The sequence below is a fragment of the Alteromonas sp. S167 genome (genome assembly GCF_036864375.1).
Lineage (GTDB): Bacteria > Pseudomonadota > Gammaproteobacteria > Enterobacterales > Alteromonadaceae > Alteromonas.
Window position 1 is genome coordinate 44,206 of the sequence record NZ_JAZETR010000012.1, and the last position, 16,522, is coordinate 60,727.

A 16,522-nucleotide genomic window follows, 5' to 3' on the forward strand; every position below is an offset into this window, starting at 1 on the left:
ATCGTGAAGCGTGCGAAATTCAATATATGTGAGAGTTGTTTATGAAAAAAAATATACCGTTTTGGGCTCTGGTTTCTGTAGTCCTCTTTTTAACGGCGTGCAGTGATGTCCTGCAAGCAAATAATGATGCAAAGTCTGCAACACAGGCCCCGAAAATTACATTGGATGTCTACAAAAGTAGAACATGTAGATGTTGTCAAAAATGGGTACGACATATTGAAGAACATGGTTTTGAAACAGATGTGACAAATGTCGCGCTAATGTCCAGAGTTAAAGATAAACATGGCATCGAACCCCAGTATCGCTCCTGCCATACTGCTCTTTCTCAGGACGGGTTTGTATTTGAGGGGCACATACCCGCAAAATACATCCAACAATTTTTAGAAAACCCTCCTGAAGGGGTTTTAGGGTTGAGCGTTCCAGCCATGCCAATTGGATCGCCGGGCATGGAAGTTGACGAACGATTCCAACCTTACCTTGTATTGCAACTCAATGTAGATGGTTCAGTTACGACCTTTGCTGAAGTCAACACCTATGAGGAGCAATTCTAATGAACCGGTTTTGTCTTTTTGTTTCTATTTGGGGAGCGTTCTCGTTCTCGATGGTCTCTCCCGCTATCGCGAATGAAAAATTAACGCTCAAACGTGCAGTAGAAATAGCGGTAGAAAATGATCCATGGCTCGTTAGCAGTGCACATCGTGAACGTGCCACATTGTCCAGTAGTGTCGTCGCCTCGAGCCTACCAGACCCCGTTGTCAACATCGGTTTAGCAAATGTACCCACTGATGGTTTTGCGTTTGATCAAGAGCCCATGACTCAGCTAAAAGTAGGTGTGTCACAGATGTTTCCTCGTGGTGATTCGTTAGCCATAAGGTCTCGTCAATTGCGGGAGCAAGCAGCAGAGCATCCCCTGATGAGAGCCGACCGAGTGGCCAAAGCACGCGTTCAAGTATCAAACTTATGGTTAGAAATATATCGGGCGCAGCAAAGTGTAAAGCTAATTGATGAAGATAAAGCGTTATTTGAACAGCTCAGCGATATCGCAAAGGCAAATTATTCAACTGCCTTTGGACGCGTAAATCAGCAAGATATCGTTCGTGCAAAGTTGGAATTAACAAGGTTGGAAGACCGACTTACTAAACTACGAGCATTAGAAGAAAGAGCCACAGGGAAGCTTCTAGAGTGGCTAGTTAGAGATCAAAATTATCCAAGTCAATCGGGATTTGATGCCTTTTCTCGATTAACGTTGCCGCATGCCCTACCTGAGATCAAAAACATGGGGCAGAATATGAGAACAATACTTGAACGCAGAGATCAACAATCGCTTGCAATGGTTCTCAATCAACACCCTTTGATCCTCTCGATAGAGCAAAGAATTCGCGCCAGCCAAACCGGTATTGACCTTGCCAAAGAAAAATACAAGCCACAATGGGGGGTTAACGCTAGTTACGCCTACAGAGACGACACGCCCGACGGTACAAGTCGAGCAGATTTTTTATCGATGGGTGTAAGTTTCGATGTACCTCTTTTTACAGAAAACCGCCAAGACCAAGAGGTTTCGGCTGCCGTAAGCCTATCTGAAGCCATTAAAACCGACAAGCGCTTAGTCCTCAGAGAAATGATGTCATACATCCAGTCTTTATATGCGGAAAATGAGCGATTAATGGAGCGACAAGCGCTGTACGAACTCGAATTGTTAGAGCAAATGCAAGAGCAAGCTGAGGCATCGCTCAATGCTTATACCAACGACGAAGGAGACTTTGCTGAGGTAGTGCGTGCTCGTATTGCGGATCTTAATGCCAGAATTGACGCACTGGATATCAGTGTGGATTTGGTCAAAACAAAAATTCAACTCAACTATTACTTTGATACCAACGCAGGTATTCCTTTGTCTCAAATCGGAGAACAACAATGAGCACAATTAAAGCACTCGTCATAGGCGGGGTAGCAGGCGGTATTATGACTGCGTTGGCATTCACGTTTCTGATACCATCTTCATCATCCACCGCGAATAATGAGCAAAACGAAGAGAAGCAACCGTTGTATTGGGTTGCGCCGATGGACCCAAATTACCGCAGAGACGAACCAGGAAAGTCTCCGATGGGCATGGATCTCATTCCTGTCTACGAAGAAAGTTCAAGTGGTGATGCGGGCCCAGGAACAATTACTATAGCGCCAAATGTGGAGAACAATCTTGGTGTTCGAACTGCGAAAGTGCAGCGCCGCGCGCTGCATGTCCCTATTAGAACTGTCGGGTACGTTCAATACAACGAAGAAACATTAATCCATGTGCATCCTCGCGTTGAAGGCTGGATAGAAACACTGCATGTAAAAGCATCAGGAGAATATGTTAAAAAAGGGGAACCACTTTACTCTCTATACTCGCCTGAGTTAGTGAATGCACAAGAAGAATTGCTGCTTGCTATGCGCAGAAACAACAAAGATCTGATCGTAGCTGCTCGTTCTCGCTTAAATGCATTGCAAGTGCCTGAAGACGTCGTGGAGACGTTAACAAAAACAAAAAATGTTCAGCAAACCGTTACCTTTTCCGCACCCCAAACCGGATTCGTAGATAATTTAAACATTCGAGAAGGTTTTTTTATAAAACCTGGCGTTACAGTCATGTCGATTGGTGCATTGGATGAGGTTTGGGTTGATGCAGAGGTATTTGAGCGACAAACCGCCCAAATAGTGGAAGGGCTGCCTGTTACTATGACATTAGATTTCCTCCCCGGAAAGACGTGGCAAGGCGTTGTAGACTACGTCTACCCAACCCTTGAACAGAGTACCCGCACACTGCGTGTGCGTCTTCGCTTTGCTAATCAAGATTATACGTTAAAGCCGAACATGTTCGCTCAAGTGACTATCCACTCTGATATGGATTCGACCAACTTGATCGTGCCAACCGAAGCGGTTATTCGAACAGGCAATCAAAATCGCGTTGTATTGGCATTGGGAGATGGAAAATTTAAATCAGTTGCAATCAAAATTGGGCGAGTGGTTGACGAGTTTACAGAAGTACTTGAAGGACTGATCGATGGTGACAGCATTGTCACCTCCGCTCAATTTATGCTTGATTCAGAGAGCAGTATTAGCTCTGACTTTAAGCGAATGGAACCCCCTGAAGAAAGTCCAACATCGGTCTTCACAGAGGTGATGATCACAGACGTGATGCCTTCTCACAACATGATAACTGCAAAACATGGTCCAATTCCAGAATGGGATTGGCCGTCGATGACCATGGATTTTGTGGTAGCGGAGCATATCAATTTAGCAACGGTCAAAGGTGGTTCATCGGCACATATCGAGATCAGTAAGCAAACTGATGGTCAATATGTGGTGACAACCGTGCACATTATCGATTCAGCACAAAGTACACAGGCGACTATGTCTGAAAGCGTTTGGACTGAAGTCAAGATTAATTCTGTAATGGATGGGCATCGAATGATAAATGTCGATCATCCCGCTATAAAAGAGTGGGATTGGCCCGCGATGACGATGGATTTTAACGTGGCAGATAACATTACCTTGTCTGATTTGGCCTCTGGAACGCTTGCGCATATTGAAATTTCAAAATCCTCAAGTGGCGAATATCTTGTTTCTACCATTCATGTTGTTGAAGAGGCAAGTAGTGAAACAAGTACCGCTGTCGACGCTGTGTGGACTCAAGCAACGGTCAATGCAGTGATGAGTGCTAGCAACCAGTTAAGCCTTGAACATGACCCTATTGAGGCGTGGGATTGGCCTGCAATGACAATGGATTTTAACGTCGCTAATGAGGTTGATTTATCTGACATTACCGCTGGTATGCGACTGCACATCGAAATTACCAAAACCCAAGACGGTGCGTACGTTATTACCACAGTACATATACAAGCATCTGATAAAGGAACGATGGATAACAGCCAACATGAAGGAGCGCACGAATGATAGAAGCAGTCATACGTTGGTCGGTCTCAAACCGCTTCTTTGTTTTACTCGCAACCATCATCATAGTCGGTGGCGGTTTAGTTACAATGAAAAATACGCCAGTAGATGCGATCCCAGATTTATCCGATGTCCAAGTGATAATCAAAACGAGTTATCCTGGTCAAGCGCCACAAGTTGTAGAAGATCAGGTAACGTACCCGCTAACGACCGCCATGCTTTCCGTACCGGGTGCACAAACGGTTCGAGGTTATTCGTTTTTCGGTGACTCCTACGTTTATATCATTTTTGATGATGATACCGACTTATATTGGGCAAGAAGCAGGGTGCTTGAATATTTATCGCAAGTTGCCCCCAATCTACCTGAAAACGCCAGGCCGCAATTAGGTCCAGATGCCACAGGCGTTGGTTGGGTTTATCTGTATGCATTGGTCGACAGAACCGGCCAACACGATATTTCTCAATTACGCAGTTTGCAAGACTGGTTCTTGAAATTTGAGCTCCAAACTGTGCCTGGCGTGTCCGAAGTCTCGGCGCTAGGGGGTATGGTGAAACAGTATCAAGTGAAAGTAGATCCTGAAAAACTCCGCGCTTACGGTATACCGCTTTCTCATATTCAGATGGCAATAAAGCGAGGGAATCAAGAAGTTGGGGCCTCTGTAGTGGAGCTTGCAGAAGCTGAGTACATGGTTCGTGCTACGGGGTATATTTCTGATAAGAAGGATATCGAAACTATTCCTCTTGGCGTCAATGACAATGGCACACCGCTTTTAATAAGGGATATTGCCACTGTAGATATCGGTCCACAAATGCGCCGCGGTATAGCAGAGCTAAACGGCGAAGGGGAAACAGTCGGCGGTATTGTCGTGATGCGTTTTGGCGAGAATGCTCAAAAAACGATAGATGGCGTCAAAGCAAAACTAGAGGACTTAAAAAAAGGACTACCTGATGGCGTTGAGGTGGTCACTGTTTATGACCGTTCCGCATTAATTGAAAGGGCCGTTGATAACCTAGCTTCAAAACTATTAGAAGAGTTTATCGTAGTCGCTTTGGTATGTGTCGCCTTTCTTTTTCATGTTCGGTCGTCACTCGTCGCTATCATCAGTATTCCTGTTGGGATCATTACCGCGCTAATCGTTATGTATATGCAAGGTATCAATGCCAATATCATGTCGTTGGGCGGCATTGCTATTGCCATTGGCGCCATGAGTGATGGTGCGATCGTTATGATTGAAAATATGCACAAACACATGGAAAAGACGCCTCTTACCAAGGAAAATCGCTGGCAGGTTGTTATCGATTCTGCGGTCGAAGTTGGACCTGCGTTATTTTTCAGTTTGTTGATCATTACGGTTAGTTTTGTACCTGTTTTTACGCTTGAGGCCCAGGAAGGGAGGATGTTTTCCCCTCTTGCTTATACGAAAACATATGCAATGGCTGCATCAGCGGCACTTGCGATTACACTGGTCCCAGTCTTAATGGGGTATTTTGTACGTGGAAAGGTGTTGCCTGAACACAAAAACCCAGTCAACAAGTTTTTAACGTTTTTATACATACCGACGCTCAAGACAGTTTTGCGCTTTCCAAAGTCAACGATGGTCGCAGCATTGATTGTCTTGGCTATCGGGGTTTGGCCAATTGATAAAATTGGTAGTGAATTTATTCCCCCGCTTGACGAAGGCGATTTGATGTATATGCCGACCACCTATGCCGGCATATCAATCGGGAAGGCACGAGAGCTTCTTCAACAGACCAACAAATTAATAAAAACCGTACCAGAAGTAGAAACGGTATTTGGCAAAGTAGGGCGGGCGGATACGGCGACGGACCCCGCGCCACTGACCATGATTGAGACATTCATTCAATTGAAACCCAAAGAACAATGGCGAGAAGGGATGACCACGCAGGACCTTATTAAAGAGTTTGATGCAGTGGTCAATTTACCGGGCTTAACCAACGCATGGGTGATGCCAATAAAAACCCGAATTGACATGCTTGCCACAGGAATTAAAACCCCTGTTGGGATTAAAATTGGTGGTCCCGATCTAATGGAAATTCAAAAAATCGGCCAACAAATTGAGTCAATATTAACTGACGTCGATGGCACGGCTTCAGTGTATTCTGAACGCGTCGCTGGCGGTCGCTACTTGAAAGTCGACATTGATCGCGAAAAAGCCGCCCGATATGGGCTCAATATCGCTGATGTTCAGCAAATTGTCTCTAGTGCAATTGGCGGTGTTAACGTAACACAGAGTGTAGAAGGGCTGGAGCGCTATCCAGTAAATATTCGTTATCCGCAGTCATACCGAAGCTCTCCAGAGTCGCTTTCTTTGTTACCTGTAGTGACACCACAAGGAAAACGTATAGCCTTAGCTGATGTTGCTGACGTCTACATCGAAGACGGACCACCGGGTATCAAGAGTGAAAACGCGCGGCTCAATGGATGGGTGTATGTTGACATCGATGGTGTAGACATAGGCACGTATGTGGCTAACGCGCAGCAAGTTGTTGCTGAACAACTCGTTTTACCCGCCGGCTATTCAATTAATTGGTCTGGCCAATACGAGTATATGTTAAGGGCAAAGGAGAAGCTCACATACGTTGTGCCTTTGACGCTCGCTATCATCGTTATTCTATTGTACCTCAACTTCCGAAACTTCATTGAAGTAGCCATTATTATGGGAACGTTGCCATTGTCGATGGTTGGTAGCATATGGCTTATGTACATCGAAGGCTTTAATTTCTCCGTGGCCGTGGGCGTAGGTTTCATTGCTCTGGCCGGTGTCGCTGTAGAAATCGGAGTCATTATGCTTGTATATCTCAATCATGAATATCAGGCACTGATGGATAGATGCAAAGAAGGGGGTACCTTACCGAGCGCCGAGATGTTGACCGAGGCAGTACTGCACGGTGCAGGATTGCGTGTTCGTCCCGTCATGATGACAACGGCCACTATCATCTTTGGATTGCTGCCGGTTTTATATGGCTCTGGTACGGGGTCCGAAGTCATGAGTCGGATTGCCGCGCCGATGGTGGGAGGAATGGTTAGTGCGATTATTCTGACACTACTCATACTGCCTGCCATTTATTTAATATGGCGCAAACAACAGCTTAAATACTTGGCTGTCGTTGCGTAATGAAAGGACCTGTTCGCCGTCTACATCGTTGGCTTATGCTGCTAGTCGGCGGGCAGGTGTTGTTTTGGTCGTTAAGCGGCCTTTACATGGTCTGGTTTGATATCTACTACATTCAGGGTGAACATTTTTTTACCTGGGCCCAGCGCGATGATGAAAGACGTCACAGGCTTGCTGATCGACAATACCATTGACCCAAATGCCATCAATATTGAAGCATTTGTGTCATCTATAACCCATCAAGTCTAAGGAGACTTCAAATGAAACTAATCTTTTCAATGCTCATGGTAGCCTTAAGTTTTTCTACTTTTGCTCACACAACACTTAAGACATCTACACCTAAGGATAATGCGATGTTGATGTCATCTCCACCTGAACTATCATTGGTTTTTACCAAGCCTGTAAGGTTGGCTAGAGTAACGTTGCAATCAAAAAGTGGGGAAACCATTCCGTTTGAGTTTAAGCCAAGTACGGAACTCGCTAGTGCCTTTAGTTACGAATTACCCGGATTACCAGTAGATACATACACTGTCAATTGGATGTTGCTAGGTCAGGACGGTCACAAAATGGAAGGGGCTTTTAGTTTTATGGTGCATGCTTCAATGATGAAACATAACGATAAAAAGCACGACAGCACGCACGGCAACCATTAGAGGACGCTATGGACATTTGGCAGTTGGGGTTGTTGATTTCAAAGTTTGGTGTTTATCTCGGCGTATCAGCGCTGCTTGGTGGTGGTTGGATTTTGTGCATTACCAATACTGATACTGACACCAAATTTACTCTACCCGCAAGCTTACAAACAACGGTAACAAGGCACATGCGTTTGTTTGCGGTCATTGGCATCATTTTTAGTGCTTTTGACTTTTTGTTTCAGGTTGGGCAGCTCGCTCAATCTGGATACGCTGGTATGTTTGACCCCGTTATGCGAGAGATGGTCGCGCATTCAACGCTCGGAGATGTTGCAAAAAGTCGACTAGTGCTGTTCGCAAGTGCGCTACTATATTTAACCTACTTAGGTCATTCAATTAGAAAAAATGCTTTTATTTCAAATCGCTCTCTTGGAATTTTCATTGTTATTGCGTTGGCAGGATTTGGGTATACATTTACATTAACTGGGCATACTCAACAGTTACAACCTAGTTTCAAGTTTATCCTGGCTGCTCATGCCGTTATTGCGCTCGCGTGGGTGGGTTCACTCTGGCCTCTTTCAAGGACGTGCGTAGCGCTTTCTAACCCCAATTTGCACCTCGTCATGACAAAATTTGGGAAATCGGCTGTATACCCCATTGGGGGGTTAATTATTGCTGGTTTACTACTGGCTTGGCAACTTGTGCGTTCTGTTAGCAGTTTGCTTGACACAAACTACGGCTTTGTATTGCTTGTTAAGCTGTTGTTTGTTGGTGCCATCTTTCTGATCGCGTTGTTACACAAACTGCGATTGGCTCCTCAGCTTTTAACCGGCATAACCAGTCCTCGAACGCTTCAAAAATCAATCCAAATCGAACTTTGTATAGGGATATCTATTTTAATGGTGACGGTGGTGTTAAGTACCGCCGTAGGCCCCAATTATTGAAGAAACACAAAATGAAAAAAATCTACTTGTTGTCAATCATACTCGTTCCTTTGCTATTAACTAACAGTGTTAATGCTCATGATAAATCGCATAACGACACCAGCAATAGTCCTATGTTCTCAGGGCTAGACTCCGACGCAGGAATAATAGCAAAACAATTCCACAAAGCACTCTCCGACGCTAATGCAGAGACAGTCATGAGCTTACTTGCCGATAATGTCCTTATTTTGGAAGGTGGCAGAATTGAGCGCAGTGCCGACGAATATCGTGCACATCATTTGCAAGCAGACATGCAATTTTCATCTGCCGTAACCACGAAGACGATTGAGCATCATGTTCGTGTGCATGGTAATACAGCTGTCTCCATTTCAAGAAGTCACACTTCTGGAAACTATAAAGGTCGAGATATTGATAGGACAGGCAATGAAACGCTCTTTTTAACGCTGATCAATGGACAGTGGAAAATCAGTCATATTCATTGGTCTCACTAACTCCCCACCAAATTAAAATAAAAAGGTCAAAACGATGAAACTTTTCTATGCAAGCTGCGTTGTTATTTTTTTAGCCACATCACCATACATTTATGCGTCTGAGCAAACGAACGACGAAACCGAGATACTAGAAATGATCCAAGATATTGAAAAGGGGTGGGAGTCTGGTAACGGTATGCCGTTCTATCAACATTATCTTGGCCAGGTAGGTGCGCGTTACATTGAGTCAGGCGGTCAGAATAAAGGGTTAGAGGATTTGGTCAAAAATCATGTAGAGCCGGAAAAAGAGGTATTGAAACGATTGACCATTGATATTCTAGATATCGAAACAAACGTTGAAGGAGACTTCGCTTGGGCAGTTACGACAGTAAATGTTTCAGGAGAAGTACGCAAAACCGGCGCAGTTTTTGATAAAAAAGGATTTCAAACCTATTTGTTTCGCCGAACTGATGAAGGATGGAAGGTCATTCATTCGCATTCATCTACCCGTGATAATAAGCCACATAAGCACCGTTAACAACGTTGAATTCCGTGCAAAATCGCAATATCACATTGGATGCAATACGAACGTTAGCCATTGTGTTGATGGTTGTGTTCCATTTTGCTTACGACCTTCGTTTCTTTGGTTGGGTTGATTGGAATGTCCCCAATGGAAAAGGGTGGAGGGAGTTTCGGTATGTAATATTGACGCTCTTCTTCGTGAGTGTAGGCGCGTCGCTCGTGCTCGGGAATTATCGAAAATTTAGTCTAAAAATGTTTTTACTGCGGCTGTTTTCCATAGCGTTCTGGGCCGCGGTAATATCGCTTTTTACGTATTATTTTTTTAATGCAAACTGGATATTCTTTGGCGTATTGCATTTTATTGCTGTAGCGAGTGTTTTGTGTGTTCCGTTGATTAGAAAACCCATATTGTCGCTGTTGTTGGGTTTTGTTGCGGTCACGTTGTTTAACATTGGCCTAGTATCCAGTAAATGGCCATTTAATCTGATCAGTTTGTCACTACCTCATTCTCCAAACGATTACGTTGCGATTTTTCCATGGATAGGTGTTGTATTGTTTGGTATTGCGATAGGGCACGTTTTGAAAAGCGGATTTGATCCGTTTGCAAAATGGAATATCCCGAATAACTTGACTCTTCTCGGACGGCATAGTTTAGCGGTTTACATATTGCATCAACCTATCTTTTTTGCGCTGTTTGGTACTATCTATTGGTTTAGCTCATCGGTGTAACTATGCACCTTTTACTTTGCCATAAATCACCTTCAGTAATTAATATCCGCTATGCTGCCGCAGACATAAAATTACGATGAGATATGCACATTATGAGGGAAGGTAGAGTCAAGGCAGCAGAGTAATGCTTGATAAACGCATATGCGCTTGCGCGCAAATGCGTGTGTCGATACACTCTCGATATCAACGCTAATGTGTTTACAGCAACGCAAGATTAATTCGGAGAAGATTGTGCTTTTAGTGCCAACAAACCCAGACTACCGTTAATACTCAAACAGTTTTGGTCGTTCTTCTTTGAAGTTGGTGTATTTTGACCACAAAGAGTTGCATTCTCTTGACTCTATTACGTCAGTTATTTGTCTTACAGTAGCCATATCGTTTTCTACCAGCAATGCAGACACTTGTGATAACATTTCGGCTTTAGCGGGTTGTTATTCAAAAATTTCATGAAGTCTCAAACATCCCCTGATAAAAACCAAGCTGTCTACCATGCAGATTACGCGAAAAATGAAACGCGGTAACCGCTCTGGTGTTTTGTATTCGCTTCGTTTAACCAAAAGAGTAAATTCTGCTCAAAAGCAACAAGGTTTTCATTGATCCGTTGCGTCGCATCGACATTCAATATACCAAACCGCGACATTTCAGCCTCATAAAATGCAAGATCTAGTAATGCTTCGTAATACAGCATTTTAGCATCTTCTAGCTTGTTTTTGACTTTTTCAAACCGTAAAATTGCGTGCTCTTGAATTGAAATCACTTCTCTTAATATGCTTGGATCACACCGAACCGTTGCTGTTTCATCAATTGAAGTAAGCGTTAAGTCGTTAAAAAACCATCGTAACCATCTTCCACTAAGAACCGGCGAAGATATATGGAGACCGCGAGGTTTTTAAATATCAGCCCATTTTGTGTTTCTGTTTCTCCCATTAGATTTTCAAATGCTGTCTCTGCATATTGAACCTTGTCTAAATTTAATTGCTCAAGACGCCTTACTTCTTCCTTATGGTCTTGAGTGAGGCGAACAATATCGTTTTCGTGCCTCTCAGTCAGTGAATTAATTTGCCGCTGCGTGTTCATTTGTAGTTCTATCAGTTCACGATCCGTTGCTTCTCTCAAGGCAACTAAGTCGCTTTCAGCTTCATCTTTAACTGCCTTCGTTCGCGAACTTTGAACATGGTTCATCCAAGAAGCGAGTAGTGTTTCAGATTTAGTCGATTTATGCAGTTGATTTAAATGGGGTTGCAATTGCATTCGAATGTCTTACATGTTGAGAACCTGCAAAGACCGCTTTACCTGCTCTAACTCTTGAGCACTCAACTCACGTAACTCTGCGTCAGAAGCCTCTGAAATTTTCTTATTTGCGTCATCAATTTGTTGCTCAATCCGAGCCAGTCGCCTGTTGACTTCTGAACTCGAAAGGGTGGCATTTTCCAGCAAAATCAAGTCACGATTAATTTCATCAATTTGTGCTTTAAGACCAGTTAATCCTCTGTAAAAATCGCCATGCTCACGATCATTTGGATGTGCGAGCGATGATGACATCACAAGAAACAAACATATCCATCTTTTCATAAACTATTTCCTTGTTACAAGTAACCACAATGCCAATTCAATATGGGTAGAACATACGTTCACAATATCGAAATCGTCACAGCAATGACTAAAAGTTTTTTAGTCAGGGCGCAGAAGAGAGCTCATAAACAGACCAGTAGGATCGTATTGTTGTTTTAATAATTTCAAACGAGCTGTGTGTTGGCCGTAGTAAAGAGCAAGTGGCGACCCATTCCCCATGTCATAATTTTGGTAAGAATGACCATTAAAAAACGGTAATAGCAAATCGAAAGATTTATTCACCCAATCGATAACTTCAGTATCGTCACATTCAGCTTGAGTGATCCCTGTGATACTACAGACGAAAGAAGCGTTGCGGTGAATAAATGCCGAATCGTCAGCGTTTACATCCTGAATAGCGCCACAAAGCGGGTCTAGCATAAATCCACCTGAATTTCCCGGACAAGCTCGGTAACACGATAAAAGTGTTTCAATGAATTCTTCTGATAGCTCGCCTTCAATTATGCCATTTCGCCAATACAAACTCAGATCACTATCGTAGTCATTGGATTGGCATTCAACGTATTGCGAACGCCTACTTAACAATTCGGCACCGTCTTGCCATTTGGCTACAGAATCCAAACCGTGCACCGAGTCCTCACTAAACCCCATTATCGAAATTCGTGCTTTATCGTGTGTAGATCGCGAGAGATATGCATATAGAAAAACCGATCTGTTATCACTGAGCACTGTTTCGCTATATTGCCTAAGAATAGATCGTGCGTGACATAACGGCCACTCGAGTATTCGGCCATCAATATTTTTGGGGGCATCGTGTAATTTAAACGTGATATCGGTCACAACGCCAAATTGACCATGGCCACACCCTTTTAATGCCCAAAATAACTCCGCATGTTGGGATTCGGTCACTTGTCTTACTTTACCGTCAGCAGTTATCAATCCAAACGCGAGCACATTGTCGCAACTCAAACCAAGCTTTCTGGACAAAAAACCGATCCCCCCTCCCAATGTTGCGCCGACAACACCAACATCGGGACAGGTACCCAAAGGAACTACTTTGTTGTGTTGCGCTAGAAAATGGTCCAATTCACTATTTTTGACGCCTGCGCCGACGTTTACTGAGCTCTTATCAACATTCAGTACAGTTGTTTTAAACATCGACATATCAATTACAATTGCATTGTTAAGGACCGACATGCCACTTACACCATGCCCTTGACCCTTAATTGTAATGGATAAGCGCAACTGCTTTGCACATTTGACAATGTGTATAATATCGGTCTTTGTCTTAGGTTGAATAATTACTAACGGAAAACGCGAAACACCTTGATTGAATACTTTCCTGTTTTCTTCATATTCTGCACTACCCGGTGACCAGAATGCGCCGCCAACAAGACTTGCCAGTTCTACCAGGCTTGTTTCAGTAGCACGCGTGTCAATTGAATCAGTTTTTGTCTGTTTTGCAGGTGAAACTTCAACAATACTCTCTAGTAAATTCCAACTACGACTTCCAAAAGTGTTTGGCGTGACATCGCTTAGCAATTGTCGCAGATATTGTGCAACTAATCGGGGAGGTAAAAGCTTGTTTGCCGAAAACATACTGCGCATTAACTCCGATGCAGGCAAAACTCGATTTGAGGCTTGCCTTATCGTTTCCTGCATCTTCGTGTCGACGTTTCCAGGAGCCACAGTTGTAAAAACAGCAATATCGTTATCGACTTCACGTTGAAAACACTGGCACAGCATATTTAATGATGCTTTGCTCACACAATAAGCTGAGGCGCCAGCAACGGGTTGTACAGGCAAATCACTGGTTAAAAACATCACGCGGCTATGACTAAATTTTTTTAAGCATATCTGCGTTAAAAGGCGAGGTACTTCGACATTTATCCATTGGGTTGCCTCCCACTCATCAGGGGCGACGTTGCTAATACCTCCAAATGGCATGACAACACCTGCGCAATGGATCAGGTAGCTAAAGTGAGTATGCTGATTGACGACGTTTTGAAGGCTTTTAATACAATCCCTATCAGTGAAATCGATACACTCGATTCTGATCCTATCCCCATAAGACCTTTTAAGCTGTTGTAAAGTGTCTGGATTTCTGCACAGTGCTACGATCTGGATAAAAGGGTAGGAGAGTAGAAGCTCTTTTGTAAGCGCAAGTCCTATACCAGAGCTAGCGCCTGATATTAGTGCTGTCTGTTGATACAACATCTTAAAAGCCTATTTCGTAGAAGAGTGAAAGCTCACTAATATGTTTGATAGCTTCAGCATAAGTAAAGTCCTTGAATGGATAAATAAGTTAATGATTTGATTACAGAAATGTAATCAAGCTGTAATCGATTCGTTGTGAAGCTTTGATCTGGATCAACTACATTTGAAATGAAATCACTACGATTAAATACATAAACATTTAAGGGTAAGGTTCAGTGACTCGGTTCTCGTTAGTAAACATTTGGATAGCACTACTGCTGGTCAACACGTTATCGGTGAGTGTCCATGCTACGCGTGACATCGGATTTCATGAACATGCATCGACGGTGTTTATCAATGGTGAACGTGCACACGATGATGAGCAAAAAGAGCCTTTCACATCTTGTTATTGCCCAGACTGTTTTTATACGGACAATTCGTCTTCCAACGCACCGCTTGCCATTCTTGAAGCACACTCCTGTTTTTTAATTGAGGCGCTAGAGGATAGAAATCACAGAGATCGTTATCAGGTGCTCAAAAGACCTGTTCCGCCAAATCACCCGCCTCCCATAGAGTTTTTTGTTACTTCGTAAGCGCACTTAACAACGCAGTGCCAAATAAGTAAATCAACCCAGTTAGTGGGTAAGAAAAACAATTTAAAAAGAGAAATACTATGCGATTACGTAAAGGAGTGTTGCATGCAATGATTTTTGTGGCCGGTATGATCACATCGTCACTATTGCTTGCATCTGAGACCACCGACCGGTTTGTCTTTGTGGGATACGGTGACGTTAAATATGAAAGTGCAGATGTAGCCGACACCGATGCTTTTTCGGCCAGGTTTATTCCCATTTTTTTATTCAGCTTAAATGACAAAATGCATGTCGAAGCAGAACTCGAGTTTGGATTGGGCGAAAACGGGGAGACCGAAACCGAGCTCGAATACGCTGACATCCATTATTTCCTGAACGACAACACAACATTAACTGCCGGAAAATTCCTTTTACCATTTGGGCAGTTTAGTGCCAACTGGCACCCTAGTTGGATTAATAGAAGTATATGGACCCCCGGCGTCTATGGCGCTCATGGCTCGAGCCAAGCAATGGATCCATTGTTACCTATTCTTAGTGACGTAGGCGTAGCTGCACAGCAAGTCTATCAAGTCGGCTCGGCCAAGGTGTTTGTGGATGTTTTCATGACAAACGGTCCGCGCTCTGAAGCTGCTCATGACGAAGAAAAGATTGAGGATGATCATGATGATCTAATAGCTCGCTTTTTCGCACCCTCTGCTGCAGCTGATCCTGATTCGGAAGAAGATGGTCATGGTGAGGCGTTCCCGGAAGTGGAATTTGAAGCGACGAGTTCTGACAACAATAGCAATAAAGCGTTTGGTGGCCGCCTGGCTATTGCCTTACTACCTTCAATCGAGATTGGAACGTCATATTATCAAGGTGCCTACGACGAACAAGGACAACTAGATATCACAGCCAATGGGTTTGATATCAACTTTATTAGTACTCACGCCATCATCAGAGGCGAGTATATTAAAACTGAAACGGACTCATTTGTTGAGCGAGATCATGAGCAAACTATTGACTCATTTTCACGCAATGGATGGTTTTTACAAGGTACTTTCTTCGTTGGGCACGCTTTTCAATCCCTAGGTAGTACTGAATTGGTCCTTGAATATGCTGAAACCAATAAAATTGAAGAAGCGGAGCGCTGGATGGTAGGTGTCAACTATTGGTTGGACCCTCGTTCAGTTATTAAGGTGGGCTATGAAGATACAGACGTAGTTGAAGGTCCTGATGATACACGGTTTGCTGTGCAATTCAGCTATGGATTCTAGGGGATATCATGAACAAGAAATTAATTATATGTGCACTAATCACATTTATTTCGTTACCGAACTTGGCAGACGATGAAACCACACTTTCTGGCGCAGAGTTAATTAATAACAACTGTGCGCGTTGTCATAACAGTAGGCCTGTGCATGAGTTTTCTATCAGTGAGTGGAGAGTGATCATGCCACACATGCGCGAAAAAGCGCATTTAACCGGCAGCGAAGTAAAAGCCATTCTTGAATTCATGGAAATAGCTTCTAGTCCTGCTCAACCGGTAGAGGTGACTCAGGCTAAATCATTAACAGTCAATCCACGTGACGTACTCACTCGATATGGTTGTCAGGGGTGTCATCAAGTGCAAGGCGCAGGCGGAACACTCGGTCCATCGCTGGATAATGTTATTAGCGAAAAAGGCAGGGCATTCTTTTTGCGCAAAGTTAAGGAGCCTCAATTTAATAACTCGTCGTCCGCAATGCCGCAAATGCCGATTACAGATGATGAGCTTGAAGCTTTAGCTGAGTTTTTATCGTCCATATAGCCTATTGACCTGAG

16 protein-coding genes are annotated in these 16,522 nt (G+C 43.6%); 12 read left to right on the forward strand and 4 right to left on the reverse strand.

Features of this window, described 5'->3' with window-relative positions; all coding sequences use genetic code 11:
• The first annotated feature begins 41 nt into the window (after positions 1–41).
• The 9 genes from V7R35_RS16285 to V7R35_RS16325 all read left to right on the forward strand — a co-directional run bounded on the left by V7R35_RS16285 (position 42) and on the right by V7R35_RS16325 (position 10,358).
• Entirely contained in the window at positions 42–551 is a 510-nt protein-coding gene (locus V7R35_RS16285; protein ID WP_049587499.1) for a DUF411 domain-containing protein, read from the forward strand.
• A complete protein-coding gene (locus V7R35_RS16290) occupies positions 551–1,915 on the forward strand; it encodes a TolC family protein (protein WP_014996986.1) in 1,365 nt (454 codons plus the stop codon). The genes V7R35_RS16285 and V7R35_RS16290 overlap by 1 nt, the downstream gene beginning before the upstream one ends.
• The gene (locus V7R35_RS16295; protein WP_334015966.1) at positions 1,912–3,930 is read left to right on the forward strand and encodes an efflux RND transporter periplasmic adaptor subunit; all 2,019 of its coding nucleotides are present in this window, start codon (positions 1,912–1,914) and stop codon (positions 3,928–3,930) included. Before V7R35_RS16290 ends, V7R35_RS16295 begins: the two co-directional genes overlap by 4 nt.
• The gene (locus V7R35_RS16300; protein ID WP_334015968.1) at positions 3,927–7,064 is read left to right on the forward strand and encodes an efflux RND transporter permease subunit; all 3,138 of its coding nucleotides are present in this window, start codon (positions 3,927–3,929) and stop codon (positions 7,062–7,064) included. Before V7R35_RS16295 ends, V7R35_RS16300 begins: the two co-directional genes overlap by 4 nt.
• 257 nt (positions 7,065–7,321) lie before the next feature.
• Entirely contained in the window at positions 7,322–7,714 is a 393-nt protein-coding gene (locus V7R35_RS16305; RefSeq protein WP_012516837.1) for a copper resistance CopC family protein, read from the forward strand.
• A gap of 8 nt (positions 7,715–7,722) precedes the next feature.
• Positions 7,723–8,637 (forward strand): copper resistance D family protein, encoded by a 915-nt coding sequence (locus tag V7R35_RS16310; RefSeq protein WP_049587497.1) that lies wholly within the window; start codon positions 7,723–7,725, stop codon positions 8,635–8,637.
• Positions 8,638–8,666: 29 nt separating this feature from the next.
• A complete protein-coding gene (locus V7R35_RS16315) occupies positions 8,667–9,128 on the forward strand; it encodes a YybH family protein (RefSeq protein ID WP_232376031.1) in 462 nt (153 codons plus the stop codon).
• A 34-nt stretch (positions 9,129–9,162) separates the two neighbouring features.
• Positions 9,163–9,645, forward strand: coding sequence for a YybH family protein (locus V7R35_RS16320; protein WP_012516840.1), 483 nt, complete (start codon positions 9,163–9,165; stop codon positions 9,643–9,645).
• 14 nt (positions 9,646–9,659) lie between these two features.
• Entirely contained in the window at positions 9,660–10,358 is a 699-nt protein-coding gene (locus tag V7R35_RS16325; protein ID WP_014996994.1) for a heparan-alpha-glucosaminide N-acetyltransferase, read from the forward strand.
• Between the two features lie 496 nt (positions 10,359–10,854).
• Here V7R35_RS16325 and V7R35_RS16330 read toward each other — a convergent pair whose 3' ends face one another.
• The 4 genes from V7R35_RS16330 to V7R35_RS16345 form a co-directional block, all read right to left on the reverse strand.
• A complete protein-coding gene (locus V7R35_RS16330; protein ID WP_231513151.1) occupies positions 10,855–11,115 on the reverse strand; it encodes a hypothetical protein in 261 nt (86 codons plus the stop codon).
• Positions 11,116–11,174: 59 nt separating this feature from the next.
• Positions 11,175–11,609 carry a hypothetical protein gene (locus V7R35_RS16335; RefSeq protein ID WP_231513152.1) on the reverse strand — a complete coding sequence of 145 codons (435 nt, stop codon included), beginning with the start codon at positions 11,607–11,609 and terminating at the stop codon, positions 11,175–11,177.
• A gap of 9 nt (positions 11,610–11,618) precedes the next feature.
• Positions 11,619–11,930, reverse strand: coding sequence for a hypothetical protein (locus V7R35_RS16340; RefSeq protein WP_012516843.1), 312 nt, complete (start codon positions 11,928–11,930; stop codon positions 11,619–11,621).
• Between the two features lie 99 nt (positions 11,931–12,029).
• On the reverse strand, positions 12,030–14,147 hold the full coding sequence (locus V7R35_RS16345) for an SDR family NAD(P)-dependent oxidoreductase (RefSeq protein ID WP_334015969.1): 2,118 nt from the start codon (positions 14,145–14,147) through the stop codon (positions 12,030–12,032).
• A 215-nt stretch (positions 14,148–14,362) separates the two neighbouring features.
• Between V7R35_RS16345 and V7R35_RS16350 the strand changes: the two genes are divergently transcribed.
• From V7R35_RS16350 to V7R35_RS16360, 3 genes are all read left to right on the forward strand, one after another.
• A complete protein-coding gene (locus V7R35_RS16350) occupies positions 14,363–14,719 on the forward strand; it encodes a hypothetical protein (RefSeq protein ID WP_157187941.1) in 357 nt (118 codons plus the stop codon).
• An 80-nt stretch (positions 14,720–14,799) separates the two neighbouring features.
• Positions 14,800–15,975: a porin gene (locus tag V7R35_RS16355; protein ID WP_334015970.1), complete on the forward strand. Its 1,176-nt coding sequence runs from the start codon at positions 14,800–14,802 to the stop codon at positions 15,973–15,975.
• An 8-nt stretch (positions 15,976–15,983) separates the two neighbouring features.
• On the forward strand, positions 15,984–16,508 hold the full coding sequence (locus V7R35_RS16360; protein ID WP_334015973.1) for a c-type cytochrome: 525 nt from the start codon (positions 15,984–15,986) through the stop codon (positions 16,506–16,508).
• The last annotated feature ends 14 nt before the right edge of the window (positions 16,509–16,522 follow it).